Raw genomic sequence first — 18,288 nt, 5'->3', positions numbered from 1 at the left:
TGAACGAAGTAGTAAATATACAAAACCGACCTCTATTTTACGTCAGAGGGGTTGTGGTAAGTCATCGCCAAGAAATGGCAAAAAACCACGAAAGAAACTATGAAAATTTCCGTTGACCGACTAGGGCTCGAACCTAGACTCTTCTGAACCAAAATCAGACGTGTTGCCAGTTACACCATCGGTCAATTTGCTGAGACTCAGCACCCCCGTTTCGCGGGGGACGCAAAGGTAATAAAATAAGTTTTTGCTTCCCAAGGCTCGTTTATTGACCGCTTATCCAGTCTTTAGGGGCTTTCACGGGCATATTTTCCTAAATTCGCAGACCATTAAATCCTCTGAAAATGAATAACTATTGGCGTCTGAACAATATAACCGGTTGGGTCGTGTGGGCTATTGCCACCTACACCTATATCGCCACAATGGAACCAACCGCAAGTTTCTGGGACTGCGGCGAATATATTCTCTCCTGCTTTAAACTTGAAGTGGGTCACCCGCCGGGGGCCCCTTTCTTCCTCATCCTCGGCCGCTTCTTTACCCTCTTTGCCGGTGGAGATGTGCTGGAAGCTGCCAAATGGGTCAATATCATGTCGGCTCTCAGCAGCTCATTCACCATCCTCTTCCTTTTTTGGTCTATTACGGAACTTACAAGGAAAATTATTGACAAATCCGGAATCGTTGATCTGAGTTCGGGCATCATCATTCTTGCCTCCGGCGCCGTGGGCGCCCTGGCCTATGCTTTCTCCGATTCCTTCTGGTTCTCCGCCGTGGAAGGCGAAGTGTATGCCATGTCCTCTCTATTTACTGCCGCCGTATTCTGGGCCATTCTCCGGTGGGATCGTGAAGATGATAACGATACCGCCAACGGCACACACCATTCCGTGAAATGGATTGTGCTCATTGCGTATCTCGTTGGATTGTCTGTGGGTGTTCACTTGTTGAACCTGCTTGCAATTCCCGCTATCGTATTCATCTATTACTTTAAAAAATACACGTACTCCCACAAAGGACTGGCTCTTGCATTCGGCCTCTCCATCGTGCTGCTGGGAATGGTGCAGAATGTGATTATCCCGGGAGTCGTGAACCTCGCCGCGCATTTTGATCTCAAATTCGTGAACGATTTCGGTCTTCCATTCAACTCCGGCATGTGGTTCTTCTTCATCGGACTGATGGCTGCCGTTGTTACCGGACTCATGTATACGCACCGGCAGAACAAAAGTGCTTTTAACCTTTTTGTGGGCGTGGTGGGTTTATTGGTTCTCCTGTCTCTGATATGCTCCACAAGCGGTAAGGAAGCGTTTGTGCGAATTGTTATTTCGGCCATTACTTTCGGCACCATCTATTATCTGAAAAACCGACACGCCGCACTCAATACTGCGTTGCTTTCATTTGCGGTGCTTCTCATCGGATATTCCTCGTTTTTCGTGCTGGTGATCCGGTCCCAAAGCAACACGCCTATGGACCAGAATAATCCTGAGAACCCCATTAATCTGCTCTCTTACCTCAAACGGGAGCAATACGGCGATTGGCCCATCCTGTATGGCCAGAATTTCAATACGCCATTGATGAATCAGGACACGGACGGCGACGGAATGATGGATCCTTACATCGACGGAGATCCGGTGTACATGAAAGACCTGGCCTCCGGAAAATATGTGATCAAGGACGACCGCACAAAGGAGATACCCAACTATCATCCTGATTTTTGCAATTACTTCCCGCGCATGTGGAGCCAGCAGTCGAATCACGAAAAGGCATACATTACCTGGTCTGATCTCAAAGGAAGGAAAATGCAATACGACTCGCCTTTCAGCGGAGAAACCGAAACCATACTCAAACCCACTTTCGGCGATAACCTGGCTTATGCCATGAAATACCAGGTTAATCATATGTACCTGCGCTATTTCCTGTGGAACTTTGCCGGCAGGCAGAATGACATACAGGGGCATGGTATCAATCCTGAACATTACATCGAAGGAAACTGGATTTCCGGAATTCCATTTCTCGATGCCATTCGCTTGGGACCTCAGGACAAACTGCCGGAAAGTGTGACAAAGAACAAGGCGAACAACAAATATTATTTTCTCCCCCTTCTCCTCGGACTATTCGGCGTATTCTTTCATTTTTCCAGAAAATGGCAGGACGCTTTTGTGGTGATGCTGCTCTTCATTTTTACCGGACTCGCCATTGTATTCTACCTGAATCAGTATCCTTATCAACCCAGGGAGCGTGATTATGCTTATGCGGCCTCCTTTTACGCTTTTGCAATCTGGATAGGACTGGGGGTTTATGCGGTGGTGGACATGATCAAGACAAAAGCACGTACTGCCGCTATTTCCGGAATGGTGGGTGGTGCTTGCCTGTTGGCCGTGCCCGGATTAATGGCATTTCAGAACTGGGATGATCACGACCGGAGCAATAGATTTACTGCGAGGGATTTTGCCAGGGCATACCTCGATTCCTGTGAACCCAATGCTATTTTGTTCACCAACGGAGATAACGACACCTTTCCGCTCTGGTATGTGCAGGAAGTGGAAGGATACCGTACCGACGTGCGTGTGGTGAATCTTTCTCTGGCGCAAACCGACTGGTATGTTTCTCAGATGCGCCGCAGGGCTTACGATTCGGCCCCGGTACCCGGAACGCTCGCGCTGGATAAGTATATGCAGGGGAAACGAGACTTTGTTTATGTGAAAGCACGAAAAGAACTGGCAGGATATCAGAATATTAAAAGCGTGGTGGAATTTATCGGAAAGGATGAAGATAAATTCAAGGTAGACCTGGGAGGGAAATTGAGAAACTACATGCCCACCAAAAACCTCAGCGTGCCGGTAGACAGCCTGAGCGTACTGAAAAATGGCACCATTACTCTCGCCGATACGGGCAACCTTCTGAAGTCGCTCGACTGGTCCATTGAAAAGCAGGTGTTGTACAAGAACGATCTGCTGATTCTCGATATTCTTTCTGCGAACAATTGGGAGCGACCGGTTTATTTCTCCATTACCACCGGAGCAGATGCTTATCTGAACCTGATGCCGTTCTTCCGGCTGGAAGGGCTGGCCTACCGCCTGGTGCCGCTCCGGTCTAAAGCACGGCCCGGACAAATCAACGTAAATACAACGGCCATGTACCGTAATGTTATGGAAAAATACCAGTGGGGCGGATTGGATAAGAGTGAGGTTTACATGGACGAAAACAATCTCCGCATGGCTCAAACCATGCGCATCCAGATGATCACGTTGGCTAACGCACTGAATAATGAAGGGAAGAAGGATAAGGCCCTGAAAGTACTCAAGCGCTGCCTGGAAGTACTGCCGGAGAAAAACGTTCCTTATTTTAATGAACCGTATGAATACAATATATATCTGGTGCAGGCTTTGTATGAATCCGGTGGGAAGGCAGATGCCGCGATGATCTCTAAACGCTGCTTTGAAATTCTGGAAGGAGACGTGCGCTACCTCACCGGTTTCAAGGGTTCTGAAAAGAATACCATGATGAAGGAAGTGTACCGGAAGGTCGGCCTGATGAGTGAACTGATCTCGCTTTGCAATGAGAACGGCGACACCGCAACGGCGAAGGAACTGGAACTGAAGTTTAAAGCCTACGAACCCTACTTTATTCAGGAGAAGCCGCAGAACTGATCATGATCCGCAGCGTTCGCCCTCCATTCCTGGCACGGAAGTATTACCCGGACCTGGTGTGGAGGGTGAATACTTTTGAAAAGGTGCTTTATCTGACTTTTGATGACGGCCCCACGCCGGGCGTAACAGAGGGTGTGCTGGATGAACTAAGGAAACACAACGCAAAGGGAACATTTTTTTGCCTGGGAAAAAACGTACGGAAATACCCGGAGATCTTTCAGCGGATCATGGACGAAGGGCATGCCGCCGGAAATCATACAGAGAATCATCTTAACGGTTGGCAGAGCTCACGTGAGAACTATCTGAGCGATATTCAGAAGTGCGCCGAAACGGTCTGTTCGGATCTTTTCCGCCCGCCCTATGGGCGAATAACAAAATCGCAAATTAAGGCACTGAAACAGAACTACAAACTGATCATGTGGGATGTATTAAGCTGGGATTTTGACAGCGGAATCCCGGCGTCGAGGGTTTTACGTAATGTGTGTGCCCAATGCCGCCCCGGAAGCATCGTAGTGTTCCACGACAGCCGTAAGGCGGAACAGCATGTATTGCAGGTACTGCCGAAAGCACTCCGGTTCTTCGAAAAAAAAGGATACCGGTTCGGGAAGCTGGAGCTTTGAGAATTTTACTGCAGATTCCGGCACTCAGAACTTATAGGAAAACCCAATTCCCAGCACTTCTTTGAATTGAGTCATCGGACCGTTCGACTCTTTTACCCCGTCGCCGTCGCCGTCATACGGAATATGAGTATCGTCGTCGTATATCAGTTCCGCAGATAATGTTGCCGAAATGTACTTGTTGACTTTCAGGGCCAGGAGCGACTCCCAGTTCACGTCTATATTCCCGGGGGTTTTCAGATAATTGGAAAAAAGTTTCAGCGCGCTCGTGAGTTTTATGTTCTTACTAATTTCTTTTGAAAACTCAAGGGTAAGCGAACCACCGAACTCGTTGCGGACCATTTTTCCCGAATCAACACCGAAAGCACCGGCGGCTGAAAGACGCGTGTCGTATACCAAAGTGGTTTTTCCGGACAACGGAGCAATCATAACAGAGAAATAATCTTTGGGTTTGTAGTCGAGACCGATTCCGTAGTTCAGAAAAGCCGGGGCAAGAAACCGGGAGGTAATCAGTGTATCGTTGGGATAATTATATCCGTTGTCGAACTGTGATTTGAAACTGAACAATACAGAATAGAACCACGTTTTACCAAAGGCAAGATGCCCGTACTTGGCGGCAAGGTCTATTTTATCTTCACTTTTTCTGTTTTCAGGTCCTACCTGAACACGGCCGTAGGCCAGGTCCAGTCGGGTGTCGAAAACATTTCGTTCGGTTTTATACTTTGCGAAAAGGTTAACCAGAATGGTACCGGAAACAGAATTTTGTCCGCCCGAAGACCAGTTGGTATAGCTGGATTGTGTAAAATTCAGCCCCAGCAATCCGCCTTTATTCCAGGCCTTGGTTGTGTCAGTTGTTTGTCCGGCAGCCAGTACCGGAAGAAAGAGGAATAGCAAACCCGAACGGATCATTTTTTCTGGTCTTTTAGTAAATCGCGGATTTCTGTCAGAAGCACCTGGTCTTTTGTAGGTTCCGGAGGTGTTGTGGGTTTGGCTTCCTCGTTTTTGCGCAGGCGGTTGATCCCCTTGATCACAAGAAAAACAGCCAGAGAAACAAGCACGAAATCAATAATGGTAGTGATGAAATTTCCCAGTCCTACCTGCACCAGCGGTTGTACAACCTTATCGCCATCTTTTATTTCCTCCTGCAGGATGATATTATACTTGGCGAAATCAATATTGAGCAGGAGCCTTCCTACCAGGGGCATTACGATGCCGTCTACGAAGGAAGTAACCACCTTGCCGAATGCACCTCCCATGACAACGGCCACAGCCATGTCCACGAGGTTGCCACGCATTGCGAAATCTTTAAACTCTTTTACGAAGCCCATAGTACGTTTTTACAAAAGTAATCAAGAGATATTAGTTTCCACCATTTTGACGGAAGTTTCACGGATTTTATTGTAACCGCCATATACGTTGATGAGGTTATGATAACCCCTGGTTTTCAGAAGAGAGATTGCAATCATGGACCGGTAACCACCCGCACAGTGCACAGCGTATTTTTTATTCACATCTATTCTTTCAAGCTGATTCATCAGGTTATCAAGGGCACAGTGTTCGGCGCCGTCAACATGAGAATTCATGAATTCTGCGTCGCGGCGAACATCCAGCACGAAAGAAGAACCATCGTTTATCTGACCGGCAAATTTTTCGGGGGAAATGGATTCAACAGTGTCTGATTTTTCACCGGCCGCCTTCCAGGAATCAAATCCGCCCTTGAGTACACCTTTCACGTTTTCATAACCCACCCGCGCCAGCCGGATCACCGATTCCTCTTCTTTACCTTCTTCCGCCACAATCACCAGCGGACAATTCATATCGAGGACCGTTCCCACCCAAACGGCAAACTGCCCGTTCAAACCGATGTTTACGGATCCGGGGATAAAGCCTTTCTCAAATACGTCCGGTATTCGGGTGTCCAGAATACATGCACCCGAGCGAATTTCCGTTTTTACTTCCTCTACACTTAGGGGCCTGGTGTTGCGCCGGATCACTTCATCAACTGCCGTGTATCCGTTTTTATTGATTTGAGCATCCCGGTAAAAATAGGGAGGCGGAGGAACCAAACCGCCGGTGACTTTGAGGATAAATTCTTCGCGACTCATATCTGCCAGCGCATAGTTGGTTTTTTTCTGGGTTCCGATGGTGCTCCAGGTGTCTTTTCCAATGTTTTTTCCGCAAGCGGAACCGGGACCATGTGCCGGATAAACAAGTACATCATCGGGCAGCGTTTTGATCCTGGTGTTAAGAGATTCATACATCATCCCTGCCAGTTCTTCTTTAGACATTTTTCCGTCCAGCAAATCCGGACGGCCTACGTCACCGACAAATAGCGTATCGCCGGTAAAAAGCGCGTGCTCTTTCCCGTTCTCATCGTAAAGCAGAAAGCAGCTTGATTCGGGGGTATGACCGGGCGTATGAAGCACTTTGATTTTCACTTTTCCTACTGTGAATTCCTCCCCGTCCTTTGCGTGATGTGCTTCGTAGGCTGTTTCTGCCAGCGGACCAAAAACGATCAGGGCACCGGTGGCACGGGCCAGATCAATATGCCCTGAAACAAAGTCGGCATGAAAATGAGTCTCAAAAACGTAAAGAAGCGTTGCACCGCGTTCGCGCAGCAGCCGAAGGTACGGAGCAGTCTCGCGGAGGGGATCAATGATTACAGCTTTTCCTTCCGACTCAATGTAATAGGCGGCTTCAGCAAGGCAGCCGGTATACAGTTGTTCAATGATCATAAGAGGGGCATTTAATGAATGAATAGTTCCTGGCCGAGTACGATCAGTCCCAGCACCAGAACAAAATAACCAAAGTAGAGCTTGAGGCGTTCCCCGCTGATAAAACGAGCAAGCCGTACACCGCTGAGAATGCCCACGGCGGTGAGCGCTGAAAAACTGAGAAGGAAACCCCAGTCGAGATCCGCATCCAGCACAGAGGATTTTGAAACAAACCCGAGCAGAGAATTAACAGTGATCAATAAAAGAGATGTTCCTACTGCTTTTTTCATGGGAAGGTTACCCAGGATCACCAGAGAAGGGATGATCAGAAAGCCGCCGCCTGCACCAAGGAAGGCGGTGACCATTCCCACCCCTAAGGCGATCAGCAGAATAAGACCGTAACGAAAGCGGTGTGTTTCACTGAAAGCATCCTTGCGTATCGCGCCCCGGGAAGACCGGATCATTGCAACCGCCGACAGGAGCATCAGCACACCAAAGAGAATCATTATCAAAAGATCTTTACCAATGACTAGTCCGGCTACATCCATAGAGGCCGGCACAGCGGGGAAAAGAAATTTGCCCGTAAGTACCACGGCCAGCGTAGAGGGAACACCAAAGAAAAATGCCGATTTCAGATCATAGAAGCTGTTCCGGACGTAACCCACAGAGCCGATAAATGCGGTAATACCAACGATAAATAGCGAGTAAGTAGTTGATAATATGGGATTTATATCAAAAAAATAGGTCAATACCGGAATGGTTAGTATGGCACCCCCGGCACCCATCATCCCAAGGCACATTCCTATCAGCAGCCCGAGTACATATCCGAGAAAAATCATTTGACTTGCCTTTCGCAAAGGTATCCCATCTGCTTAACTATCAGGCACTTTTTTAGTAAATTTGGTAAGAATTCAAGGCAACCCTCTCAACCTTAGATCGTCTTTTGACGTAGAAGGGAAGAGCAGAAGCGAATGGAAGAATCGGATATCATAAAAGGTTGCGTGCGCAACGATCGTTTGAGCCAGAAGGCTCTGTACGAGCGCTTTTATGGTAAGATGATCAGTGTCTGTTTGCGTTATGCCAAAGACAGGGACGAGGCGCAGGATATGTTGCATGAAGGGTTTATGAAAGTTTTTGGGAATATCAAAAACTTCGGGAGTAAAGGTTCTTTTGAAGGCTGGGTACGCAGGATTATGGTGAATTGTTGTATTGATCATTTGAGGAAGAATAAGCAGCAATACCTGATCGTGAATACGGTGATAGCGGAGTCGGCCGCACGAACGTCTCCGGACGAGGTATCGGACGAGGAGCTGGCAGATTTGATCAGCAAGGAGGAAGTGATGAAAGCCGTGCAGAATCTTTCACCGGCATACCGGACGATTTTCAACCTGTATGTGATAGAAGAATATACCCACCGGGAGATTTCAGAAATGCTGGACATTAGCGAAGGCACTTCAAAATCAAACCTGGCAAAAGCAAAGTTTAATTTGAAAAAGAATCTGACCCAATTACTTAAAGTAAGACAATGATGCCCGATAAATTAGAGAGCAAGATCAAGGAAAGTCTTCACGACACCGGGATCCCATTCGACCCATCCGGGTGGGAGAGGCTGGAGCGTGACCTCGACGCGCGGGGATCGAAAACTTCGTTCAAACTGAATGTGAACTGGAAGTATTCGCTCAATACCGTGCTGGTGGTTGCCGCCGCTTCTGCCCTCGTTTGGGGAATTGTAGCCATCAGTGGCGAGATACGCGACTGGGCAGGAAAAGAACAAGTGCCGGTGAATTCCGTTGGTGAGCCGCCGCAACCAATCCTTACGCAAACACCGGTTCCTGTAGTGAGCAGCCCACAGGAAAAAACGCCGGTGGATGCAGGTAATAAGGAAGTGGTAGTACAGCAGTTCTTCCCTACACAGGTTTATACCATACCATATCCTTATTACAACGTTCCGCAATACCCGGTTCAGCAAAATGACCAGATGGCCCTGGAAGATCCGGAACAGATAGACGGTGAGTTTTCCGATGTTGTTAAAAACCGGCCGGTGCTCACCAATCCCCTGCTGAGACATTATATGCTGGGAGAATCATCTTTAAGCAAGCAGCCCGAGAACAACGTGCAGAATGCAGGAAGCGAAATGAAGCTTACACCGGAGGAAATGAAACTTTTCCGTGACATTACACTCACCCGCGGAAGGGGAGAACTTATTTTCGGTGACCAGATTGACCCCCGGAAGGGGATAGTAGGGAAAAGCAAAGAGGGCGACAGCCTGAATACAATTTTCTTCAGCCAGGATGCGCCTACACAATTACCCCTGCCGGCGGATTCGCTGAAGCAGACCGCGCCAAAATAGATACATACAGAATTGTTGTAAAAACCCTGAAGCAAACACTTCAGGGTTTTTTTTCAGGCAACGGGTATGGTTTTCGGACGTCTTATTATCAGTAACAACACCCGAAAGTAATGCGGAAAACAACGTTCTTTTTTCTGCTGTTCCTGGGAGTAGGTTCAGCAAACATTCTGGCACAGGATCCGGAATTCACCCAATTTTATGCAAATCCCTTATACCTGAATCCCGCATTCACCGGCTCTCAGAAATGCAAAAAAGTATGTATTAACTACAGAAATCAATGGCCTGCGCTTAGCGGACAGTTCATTACTACCAGCGTTTCGTATGATCAGTATATATGCGGAGTGGGCGGCGTTGGTGTGCTGGTTACAAATGATAATGCCGGCGAGGGAACGTTACGTACAATCAATGCCAGTTTGTTGTACGCCTGGCATCAGCCGATCACACGCACGATTCAGGTATCGGGCGGATTCCAGGCCACGTATGCAGAAAAAAGGGTTGACTGGGAAAAACTCACTTTCGGAGATATGATAGATCCGCGTCATGGTTTTGTTTATCAGACAGCGGAAGTGGAGGGAAGAAGTGTTGCGAGGTACTTCGATATGAGTGCGGGATTGCTGATACACTCACCCAGGTACTTCATCGGCTTCGCTTCCCACCACCTGATTGAACCGGACGAATTTCTTCATTCCGGCCCCAGCCCCCTGCCGAGAAAATACACCGGTCATGCCGGCGCACTGATCCCGGTAAGTGAAAGAGACGGCATTACCGTATCGCCAAATATTCTGTACCAGATGCAGGGTAATTTCCGGCAACTTAATCTGGGCCTCTATGTAAACAAAGGCCCCTTAACGGGCGGATTCTGGTACCGTGATCAGGATTCATTTATTGTGCTGCTGGGATTGCAAAAAAGCATGTACAGGATAGGATACAGTTACGATGTAACTGTGAGCAAGCTTAGTAATTCATCCGCAGGGTCACACGAGTTGTCTTTTCAGACTACGCTCGCATGTAAAAAGTGTAAAAAGAAGTTCCGCACTGTTGTGTGCCCGAGCTTTTAGGTACTGTTTGGTTGATTGCCAACCGGTGGGGTCATAGCGTTCCAAAGTCATGGGGAGATAGAGGAGCGCGAGGCCCCACCTTTTTCTCCTTCACTTCCTCAGTCGATAACGATGCGCTGGTTATAAATCTCGTTGCGGTTGGTAGCAGTAACAGTATATACTCCCGCAGGAATTTTGTTGTACGGGTCGTAGGCTTTCAGAACTGCTTCTTTGTTCTTAAAAACTACTTTGGAGAAGATCTCGTTTCCAACCAGATCCGTTACTACAATGAGTATCTCCTCACTATTATAATTGGAGAGAATGATGTAAGGCGTGTTGATATTAGTGGTGATGGTATCCACAATAATTACCGGGCCGTTTTCGCGCACCATGGGGTTATCGCCAATCTTTTCCTGGGCATTCATCCCGGAAAAGCAGCCAGCGGCGAGCATTACAGTCAACAGGAATTTCCCTTTCATGATCGAGTGTCTGTATTAACTTTACAATATTATTAAACTGCCTTAACTTTCAAAACAGTCTGAACTCCGGGCTATTAACAATTCGACAAAGTCAGTAAAAATTACGACGAATACAAATTCTTAACAGACCGTGCCACTTTCCGGGGATAAATTAAAGACCATAATTGCCGGGCTCCCAGACCGCCCCGGGGTATACCATTATATGGGCAAAGAGGGTAAAATAATCTATATCGGGAAGGCTAAGAGCTTGAAAAAGAGGGTTTCATCCTACTTTTCAGGGAAAGCAGACAGTGCCCGCATACGTTTGCTGGTGAAGAATATTGAGGAGATCCGGTATACCATAGTGGATACCGAGTACGAGGCCCTTCTCCTGGAGAATAATCTGATCAAGGAGCATCAGCCGAGATATAATGTATTGCTCAAAGATGATAAGACCTATCCCTGGATTGTGATCCGGAATGAGCGTTTTCCCAGAATTCATCCCACCCGCACGTTTGTACGGGATGGGTCTTCCTATTTCGGGCCCTATGCTTCCGGCCGCACCATGAAGACTCTTTTGGAACTGGTGCGGAAAATTTTTCCGGTCCGAGAATGTTCCTATACGCTATCGGAAGAAAATATTAGCAAAAGGAAATTCAGGCTTTGCGTAGAATATCATGTGGGCAATTGTAAAGGTCCCTGCGAGGGATTGCAAACGGAGTCGGATTACAATGAGAGTATCGCGCAGGCACGTCATATCCTTAAGGGTCATACCGCATCCGTGATCAGGGAACTTAAAAAGAAGATGAATGAGCATGCGGTAAATATGGAATTTGAAAAAGCGCAATTCATCAAAGAAAAGCTGGACCGCCTGGAACAATATCGTGCGAAATCTACGGTGGTTAGTCCTACCGTTACAGACATAGACGTTTTTTCCATTCTTTCTGATGAGGATTACGGGTACGTAAGTTTTTTCAGGGTGGTAAACGGCGCAGTAGTGCAGAGTCATGTGCTGGAGATGAAGAAGAAAATGGAGGAGAATGAAAATGATCTGTTGCAGCGGGCCATTGTAGAAATCCGGGATCGTTTCGGGGGAGAGATGAAGGAGGTGATCGTTCCGTTTCAACCGGAGGTATCTTTTCCCGGTATCCGTTTCCTGGTACCGCAGCGGGGCGACAAGAGACAGCTCCTGGAGTTGTCGCACAGGAATGCAGATTTTTACAGGAAGGAGAGAGAGCGGAGGCGAACGCTGGTGGATCCCGAGCGGCATACCCGAAGGATTTTAGAAACAGCGGCAAAAGACTTAAGGCTAAAGGAAGAGCCCCGGCATATAGAGTGTTTTGATAATTCTAATCTCCAGGGAACAAATCCGGTTTCGGCATGTGTGGTTTTCCGTAACGGGAAACCAAGCAAAAAGGAGTACCGGCATTTTAATATCCGGAGCGTACAGGGGCCGGATGATTTTTCTACAATGAAAGAAGTTGTTCGCCGGCGTTATGCCCGTTTGTTGGAGGAGAAGGTGGAGTTGCCGCAGCTGATTGTGGTAGACGGGGGAAAGGGACAACTGAGCGCAGCCACCGAAGTGCTCGAAGAACTCGGACTCCGGGGCAAGATTGCCATCATAGGCATCGCTAAAAGACTGGAGGAAATCTATTATCCGGGAGATACTGTGCCGCTTTACCTGGATAAGAAATCAGAAACATTGCGACTGATCCAGTATATGCGCGACGAAGCTCATCGTTTCGGCATTACGCATCATCGGAAACGAAGAGAGAAAAATACCATTAAGTCCGAATTATTAGAGATTCCCGGTATTGGGAAGGCGATGGCGGAAAAACTGTTAAGAAACTTCGGATCGGTAAAGAGGATCAGGGAAGCGGGCAAGGAAGAATTAATAAATGAGGTGGGAAAGCGAAGGATGGAAGTGATATGGAAGTACTTCAATCCCTGATCAACACCAGCTTTTTACTTTCTGTAAAGTCTCCTTTCCGGTATCTTACAAAATAGATCCCCGCACGGAGATTTTCCTTTTTAGTATCCAGAATCACAGAAGTTGTCCCCTTGGGATAATCGGTGCCGTCATTCGAAAGCTTTACCAACAGCCGGCCCGAAAGGTCATACACTCCAACAAACGCCCTTCCCGGTTGTTCCTGCATCCAGGAAATAGTGGTGTTTCCGGAAGAAGGATTTGGATAAATATTTACCGAAGAGTACAGCTCTTTGAAACGGGCTACGATGTGGTCGTTCGTTGCGAAATTTAATGTGAACGTATCGGTGTAGATCTTGTCGAAGTTGAATTCCCCTTCCCATTGTACAAATTCATAGCCGGGGAAGGCCTGAACCTCCAGTTTCACGGGAACGCCGTTGAAATACGTCCCCTGCCAGGGAAATTCGTCGGGCCAGATGGTGCTGATCTTGATCCTTCCCGCTCCGGGTGGCTGTACATCGAGGATAAGATCGCTCTGGCTTTGAAGCATAAAATTGCTCTGTATAAAATTCCGGGCAAATTGCGGCCGCATGATCATGAACCCGATCATGGAGGAGTATTTAGCATTCCAGGATGCGATGTTGTAAGCCTCCCCAAGGGCATATGGATTCGCGATGGTGGTATCACCCCATTTGGCAAAATGCCGGGCCATTTCTGGAATGATATGATCCCGCATCGTTTCGGCAAGGTCGCGAAAACGGGACGTTTCAAAATGATAATTGATGAGATCTGCGTACCGATTAATGAAATCATTCTTAAAACGGGTATTCGTGAGTAGCTTGCGGAAGAGGTCGCTGTGTGGATTTTGATCCGGTGGATTGATGGCATATGAGAGCAGATCGTACCCGAAGTAGCTGTCCAGTCCCATTCCAAGATCTGTATCCCATAAAATGTATCGCCACTTTCCGGAAGCATCCGGCCTCCAGTATTTGATGTTCTTGATGTAACTGTAGTTCCCGATCCAGTCGTTATTGACGATATACGTTTCTGCGCCAAAATAATCCATCAGGTTTTCTACATCCAGCATTTTTCGAATACTGTCATAAACCATCGTTTGCGAAACATCGTTGTTCTGAACGTAACGGAGCATTTTGAGCCAGTCGTCGTTATCCCCGCTGTGAATGAATCCCTGCTGGGAAACCAGGTCCAGGTCTTTGTCTGTATCCCAGATGCTGGAAAGGTAATTTTCGTCGTATCGCTCACGTACTTCGTACACGCCCCAGTATTTTCCATTTAGAAAAACCACCACGTTCTGTCCGTCGCCAACATCCAAATTGGAGTTGAGAAGGGCTCGATTCACCATCAGATCACGGAAATGAACAGAATTCCAGTCCAACCCGGCGTTGCGTAAATTGAAATTTTTGATTTTGGTATAATTCCGGTAAGGGAAAAGGGGATAATCAATTTCGTCTGAACCAAAGTCATCTTTAGCGTAGATTCGGAAACTTTTCTGCGGAAATCCTCTGGACCAGCCTCCGTGCATGCGAAGCTGATGATCCAGTTCAAAGCCTGGTTGTTTATTATCCTGAAAAAATTCCAAATGTCCGGCCCGTGCCCACTCCATGTGGAAGTTGGAATAATGAAAGGGGAAAACGGAATCGGCATTAGGGCCATAGGCATACATCCCCTGTAAGGAATCAAAAAGGCCGTAAGGAGGGGAGGTAAGGGAAATTACAGGCAAGCTGATATTTTCGTTGATGAAATACGTGTTTGTTGCTATTTCAGAGTTATAGAGATTTGGATTAAGGGTGATAACGCGGGCACGCACCACACGGGTTGAATCCAGCAGAATGGGAGAGGAATACAGGAATGAGTTCTGGGTAGGCTCGCTGCCATCCAGTGTATAATAAACAGTGCCCTGGAAGGAGTTAAGGGTAAGTGTTTGCGTGCTACCATAAAAACCGCTTTGCAAGCTGAATGCAGGCAGATTGGCATATCCTATTATGCATGGAAAAGGACCATTGGCTGCGTTGATGGTGGGATTCGGAACAATACACCATTGGGGCGAAGCGTCAATGGTTCGCGCGTAGGAATGATCCTGGTGAAGCCGGGGATACGTGACGGAATCTTCAATGCCTCCGGCGGCATTGTAAAACATAACGTTCTCACCTTTTGAACTCAAACCGAACGAGGTGTGCAATCCGTTGCCATGAAAGGGTAAGACGGGAAAGCCCAGGTTCCCGGTTTTCACGCCGAGGTAAAAATTTGGTATAATGCTCATGTCGGCATACGTAGTATCCCTGTTGTGTACCTGTATGGCCAACACATTGGTGCCGTTCACCAGCGCAGTATTGAGTTTTGATTTGTCGAGGTAATAATATTCCCATTCTCCTCCCTGGTAACGCTGCGCCTCCCGGGAGATATACGCGAAGGTATTGAAGGGAACACGCTCCCCTTTTATTCCTACCCCAAAGCGGCCGATCTCCTTACCATTGAGGTAAGCGATGAAGGCATCGTCATAATCGATCTCCAACACCCCGAAACTAACTTTGGAGGTATCAGCAAGAGTAAATGTTTTTCGGATGTAAACAGAGATACATGGATTTAGCCAGGTTCCGTCATCGTAATCTTCTTGTCCGAACCCGCCCGTATCAGCTGCCCAGGAAGAATCATCAAAGCCCGGATAGAGCCAGTTCGTATCAGGCTCAGCAATAGGCACCTGGTATTTCCAAACCGAATCGAATCGCAACACCTCTTCTATGTGGTCGCAGTAGTTCTTTCGATCCTTCAATGAAAAGAATACCGTGATCCGGCCATTCCCGGGAATCGTAATGTTTGGAAAGAACCATTGATCAGTTCCGTTGTTCAGGAAATAATATCCCTGGAGGTTTAGGGGAGAAGTAGAGCTGTTGTATAATTCTACCCAGTCTGGTCTTTGTCCGGATTCATCCCACAGCAGGGAATCGTTGGCGGGGCAGATCTCATTAATGCGTAGTTGGGAGTAGGCCGAAAATCCGGCGAGAAGAAGAACGATATGCAGGGTCTTTTTCATTGGGAAAAAGCCCTGTAAAGGTACGTTATTTCAGGTTCTTAAGCATTACCTCTGTCATACGGTCCAGATCATATTCAGGTTTCCATCCCCAGTGTTCACGAGCTTGTGCATCATCGATACTCTGGGGCCAGGAATCGGCGATCTGCTGACGGAAGTCGGGCTGATAGGAAATGCTGAAATCGGGGATATGCTTCTGAATGGAGGCGGCGATCTCTTTGGGCGAGAAACTCATGCCGGAAAGGTTATAGCTGGAGCGAATCTTTACTTTCTCGGCCGGCGCTTCCATCAGCTCTATGGTGCCTCTGATGGCATCATCCATGTACATCATGGGAAGGGTGGTGTTCTCCGAGAGGAAGCAGGAGTATTTTTTGTTTTTTAAGGCCTCATGATAAATGTGTACCGCGTAATCCGTTGTGCCTCCGCCGGGAGCGCTTTTCCATCCAATGAGTCCGGGATACCGGATACTGCGCACATCCACGCCGTGATTTTTGTGATACCATTCACACCAGCGCTCTCCCGTTTGCTTGGAGATGCCGTAAACGGTGGAGGGTTCCATGATGGTGTATTGTGGGGTGTTTTGACGGGGAGTGGTGGGACCAAAAACCGCAATGGAACTGGGCCAATACACCTGCCTGATCATTTTTTCTTTTGCCATTTCCAGCACAATGAACAGGCTCTTCATGTTCAGCTTCCATCCGAACTGAGGATTTTTCTCGGCGGTGGCGGAAAGAAGCGCAGCCAGTAAACACACATCCGTGATTTCGTATTTCTTCACCACGGCATACACCTTATCCTGATCCAGCGCATTGAGCATTTCATAGGGGCCGCCGGGATCAGCAGCTTCTTTAAGATCCGAGGCTACTACATTTTCAGCGCCATATCGTTGACGGAGTGTGGCCACGAGCTCCGTGCCTATCTGCCCTCCGGATCCGATAATGAGAAATTTGCGTTTCGACATATGATGCGAAAATACGACCCTTCGACTTTGCTCAGGGTTTCGCAAAACTACGAAAATGACTCTGAAAAATTCAAAGTAAATTCGCATCATGGCGCTGTATAATAAACTCAGCAAAGCGGAGCTTTAAAGGAAACTGGACGCGGAGACCTTTCGGCGGATCACGTTTTCTTTCTATCGATATGTGGATATTACCGACCCGGATACGCTGAGAAATGAACTCTATCGAAAATGGGATGCATTAGGGGCCCTTGGGAGGATCTATCTGGCCAAGGAAGGGATCAACGCCCAAATGAATGTGCCGGAACATCAATTTGAGAGATTCAGAGAAGAGTTGGACAAGGATCCGAAGTTCGCAGGAGTGCCTTTTAAGGTCGCGGTCGAGGATGACGGGAAATCGTTTTTGAAGCTCATTATTAAAGTGAGAAAAAAGATCGTGGCGGACGGACTGCCCGACGGGACCTTTGATACCAGCAATGTGGGTAAACACCTGACCGCGGAGGAATTTAATGAGGCGATCTCAAAGCCCGGTACTATCGTAGTGGATATGCGGAATCATTATGAGAGTGAGGTCGGACGCTTCGAGGGAGCCATTTGTCCGGATGTTGACACGTTCCGGGAAGAACTCGAGCAGGTTTCGGAGATGCTGAAGGGAAAAGATGAACGGCTGTTGCTGCGAACGGTGCAAAACCATTGCTGCATTACCCGTTGATGAACAGCGTAAGCTTCGAAAAGGCAAGCCACAAGGACAGGCGGAACACAAGAGCCGGCTACGGCCGAAGCCCGGAAAATAGATCGATTTACTTTACATGTTTAAATGCTTTACTGTTTTTCATTTTACTTTTCTTCACTGCAAGGGAAAAGTTGAACTGAAAGCAATTAAATAATAAAACAGCGAAAGTAAAGCGGGGATACATTTTACTTTACATGTTTAAATGCTTTATTGTTTTTCATTTCACTTTCTTCGCTGTTAGAGAAAAGGTTAAACTGAAAGCAATTAAACAATAAAGCAAGTAAAGTAAAGCCAATGTAATAGAATGAACAAGACTCAACTATCTCTCGAGTACAAGTTTATAGCGAAACACGCGTTCATTTGAAGAAAGCTCGAGAAAGTAGATCCCGTTAGGAAGTGAGGAGGAGAATTCGATGCTATTGGTTGTGTTTCCTGCAGCCACACATCGTCCCAAACGATCATATAAGGCGAATGGTCTGGGCGCAGAAGATTCTTCATTAAGATAGATGATGCCCGAGGTTGGGTTGGGATAGAATCCCGGGTGCAGATCATGGCTAAGTATTTCCTCTTCCGACACTGTAGGGTTATTGGTGCAAATAGTATAGGTAAGAGGCATGATCAGTTGTGAGATCAAATTTGAAGCAGATACCGGAAGGTTGGCTACTGTTCGGCTCAAGGTTGTATATGTTGGGTCGGTAGGAGATGTTTGTGTGGTGCTCACAGCGAATTGATTACATCCTGACCATCCCAGGAAGCTTGCCCTGACCATCCAGGCATCCGCTCCACCCCATGTACTCCCGGTTCCAC

At 47.5% G+C, this 18,288-nt stretch carries 14 protein-coding genes, 1 tRNA gene and 1 pseudogene; 7 read left to right on the top strand and 9 right to left on the bottom strand.

Translation table 11 applies throughout. The features are described from left to right. Nucleotides 1-112 precede the first annotated feature (112 nt). Nucleotides 113-185, bottom strand: a tRNA-Gln gene (locus tag IT233_04600). A 156-nt stretch (nucleotides 186-341) separates the two neighbouring features. Here IT233_04600 and IT233_04595 point away from each other — a divergent pair. Further along, nucleotides 342-3,638, top strand: a complete 3,297-nt coding sequence (locus tag IT233_04595) for a DUF2723 domain-containing protein (GenBank protein ID MCC7301901.1) — start codon at nucleotides 342-344, stop codon at nucleotides 3,636-3,638. A 2-nt stretch (nucleotides 3,639-3,640) separates the two neighbouring features. Beyond that, nucleotides 3,641-4,258: a polysaccharide deacetylase family protein gene (locus IT233_04590; protein MCC7301900.1), complete on the top strand. Its 618-nt coding sequence runs from the start codon at nucleotides 3,641-3,643 to the stop codon at nucleotides 4,256-4,258. Between the two features lie 24 nt (nucleotides 4,259-4,282). Here IT233_04590 and IT233_04585 read toward each other — a convergent pair whose 3' ends face one another. Genes IT233_04585 through IT233_04570 form a run of 4 tightly spaced genes read right to left on the bottom strand, consistent with a single transcriptional unit; the run spans nucleotide 4,283 to nucleotide 7,808 of the window. Then, a complete protein-coding gene (locus IT233_04585; protein MCC7301899.1) occupies nucleotides 4,283-5,164 on the bottom strand; it encodes a DUF3078 domain-containing protein in 882 nt (293 codons plus the stop codon). After that, complete coding sequence (gene mscL / locus IT233_04580) at nucleotides 5,161-5,583, bottom strand: large-conductance mechanosensitive channel protein MscL (protein MCC7301898.1); 423 nt, start codon at nucleotides 5,581-5,583, stop codon at nucleotides 5,161-5,163. Before mscL ends, IT233_04585 begins: the two co-directional genes overlap by 4 nt. A gap of 21 nt (nucleotides 5,584-5,604) precedes the next feature. Continuing rightward, nucleotides 5,605-6,990, bottom strand: coding sequence for an MBL fold metallo-hydrolase (locus tag IT233_04575; GenBank protein MCC7301897.1), 1,386 nt, complete (start codon nucleotides 6,988-6,990; stop codon nucleotides 5,605-5,607). Nucleotides 6,991-7,001: 11 nt separating this feature from the next. Then, nucleotides 7,002-7,808, bottom strand: coding sequence for a sulfite exporter TauE/SafE family protein (locus tag IT233_04570; protein ID MCC7301896.1), 807 nt, complete (start codon nucleotides 7,806-7,808; stop codon nucleotides 7,002-7,004). A 132-nt stretch (nucleotides 7,809-7,940) separates the two neighbouring features. Here IT233_04570 and IT233_04565 point away from each other — a divergent pair, with 132 nt between their 5' ends. The 3 genes from IT233_04565 to IT233_04555 all read left to right on the top strand — a co-directional run bounded on the left by IT233_04565 (nucleotide 7,941) and on the right by IT233_04555 (nucleotide 10,377). Further along, nucleotides 7,941-8,498, top strand: a complete 558-nt coding sequence (locus tag IT233_04565; GenBank protein ID MCC7301895.1) for an RNA polymerase sigma factor — start codon at nucleotides 7,941-7,943, stop codon at nucleotides 8,496-8,498. Next, nucleotides 8,498-9,319 carry a hypothetical protein gene (locus IT233_04560; protein ID MCC7301894.1) on the top strand — a complete coding sequence of 274 codons (822 nt, stop codon included), beginning with the start codon at nucleotides 8,498-8,500 and terminating at the stop codon, nucleotides 9,317-9,319. Before IT233_04565 ends, IT233_04560 begins: the two co-directional genes overlap by 1 nt. 110 nt (nucleotides 9,320-9,429) lie before the next feature. Further along, the gene (locus tag IT233_04555) at nucleotides 9,430-10,377 is read left to right on the top strand and encodes a type IX secretion system membrane protein PorP/SprF (protein MCC7301893.1); all 948 of its coding nucleotides are present in this window, start codon (nucleotides 9,430-9,432) and stop codon (nucleotides 10,375-10,377) included. A 98-nt stretch (nucleotides 10,378-10,475) separates the two neighbouring features. On the opposite strand, the gene IT233_04550 is transcribed toward IT233_04555, so the two are convergent. Further along, on the bottom strand, nucleotides 10,476-10,835 hold the full coding sequence (locus tag IT233_04550; protein MCC7301892.1) for a hypothetical protein: 360 nt from the start codon (nucleotides 10,833-10,835) through the stop codon (nucleotides 10,476-10,478). 130 nt (nucleotides 10,836-10,965) lie between these two features. Here IT233_04550 and uvrC point away from each other — a divergent pair, with 130 nt between their 5' ends. Further along, the gene (uvrC, locus tag IT233_04545) at nucleotides 10,966-12,765 is read left to right on the top strand and encodes an excinuclease ABC subunit UvrC (GenBank protein ID MCC7301891.1); all 1,800 of its coding nucleotides are present in this window, start codon (nucleotides 10,966-10,968) and stop codon (nucleotides 12,763-12,765) included. Here uvrC and IT233_04540 read toward each other — a convergent pair. Beyond that, the gene (locus IT233_04540; GenBank protein MCC7301890.1) at nucleotides 12,755-15,793 is read right to left on the bottom strand and encodes a CotH kinase family protein; all 3,039 of its coding nucleotides are present in this window, start codon (nucleotides 15,791-15,793) and stop codon (nucleotides 12,755-12,757) included. The genes uvrC and IT233_04540 overlap by 11 nt on opposite strands. Nucleotides 15,794-15,818: 25 nt before the next feature. After that, entirely contained in the window at nucleotides 15,819-16,751 is a 933-nt protein-coding gene (locus IT233_04535) for an NAD-dependent epimerase/dehydratase family protein (protein MCC7301889.1), read from the bottom strand. Between the two features lie 88 nt (nucleotides 16,752-16,839). Here IT233_04535 and IT233_04530 point away from each other — a divergent pair. Continuing rightward, nucleotides 16,840-17,460: pseudogene (locus IT233_04530) on the top strand (hypothetical protein). A 340-nt stretch (nucleotides 17,461-17,800) separates the two neighbouring features. On the opposite strand, the gene IT233_04525 reads toward IT233_04530, so the two are convergent. Further along, the coding region (locus tag IT233_04525) for a T9SS type A sorting domain-containing protein (protein ID MCC7301888.1) at nucleotides 17,801-18,288 on the bottom strand (488 nt) is incomplete at its 5' end.

This window comes from Bacteroidia bacterium, from assembly GCA_020852255.1.
GTDB lineage: Bacteria > Bacteroidota > Bacteroidia > JADZBD01 > JADZBD01 > JADZBD01.
The sequence above is the reverse complement of the archived record's forward strand: the minus strand, read 5'-3'. Positions and strand labels throughout refer to the sequence as shown.

What these genes read in the sequence shown, in the direction of transcription:
- IT233_04540 (MCC7301890.1), bottom strand. Translation starts at nt 15,793, where the DNA reads ATGAAAAAGACCCTGCATATCGTTCTTCTTCTCGCCGGATTTTCGGCC.
- IT233_04585 (MCC7301899.1), bottom strand. Translation starts at nt 5,164, where the DNA reads ATGATCCGTTCGGGTTTGCTATTCCTCTTTCTTCCGGTACTGGCTGCC.
- IT233_04565 (MCC7301895.1), top strand. Translation starts at nt 7,941, where the DNA reads ATGGAAGAATCGGATATCATAAAAGGTTGCGTGCGCAACGATCGTTTG.
- IT233_04550 (MCC7301892.1), bottom strand. Translation starts at nt 10,835, where the DNA reads ATGAAAGGGAAATTCCTGTTGACTGTAATGCTCGCCGCTGGCTGCTTT.
- mscL (MCC7301898.1), bottom strand. Translation starts at nt 5,583, where the DNA reads ATGGGCTTCGTAAAAGAGTTTAAAGATTTCGCAATGCGTGGCAACCTC.
- IT233_04570 (MCC7301896.1), bottom strand. Translation starts at nt 7,808, where the DNA reads ATGATTTTTCTCGGATATGTACTCGGGCTGCTGATAGGAATGTGCCTT.
- IT233_04555 (MCC7301893.1), top strand. Translation starts at nt 9,430, where the DNA reads ATGCGGAAAACAACGTTCTTTTTTCTGCTGTTCCTGGGAGTAGGTTCA.
- IT233_04590 (MCC7301900.1), top strand. Translation starts at nt 3,641, where the DNA reads ATGATCCGCAGCGTTCGCCCTCCATTCCTGGCACGGAAGTATTACCCG.
- IT233_04575 (MCC7301897.1), bottom strand. Translation starts at nt 6,990, where the DNA reads ATGATCATTGAACAACTGTATACCGGCTGCCTTGCTGAAGCCGCCTAT.
- IT233_04535 (MCC7301889.1), bottom strand. Translation starts at nt 16,751, where the DNA reads ATGTCGAAACGCAAATTTCTCATTATCGGATCCGGAGGGCAGATAGGC.
- IT233_04595 (MCC7301901.1), top strand. Translation starts at nt 342, where the DNA reads ATGAATAACTATTGGCGTCTGAACAATATAACCGGTTGGGTCGTGTGG.
- IT233_04560 (MCC7301894.1), top strand. Translation starts at nt 8,498, where the DNA reads ATGCCCGATAAATTAGAGAGCAAGATCAAGGAAAGTCTTCACGACACC.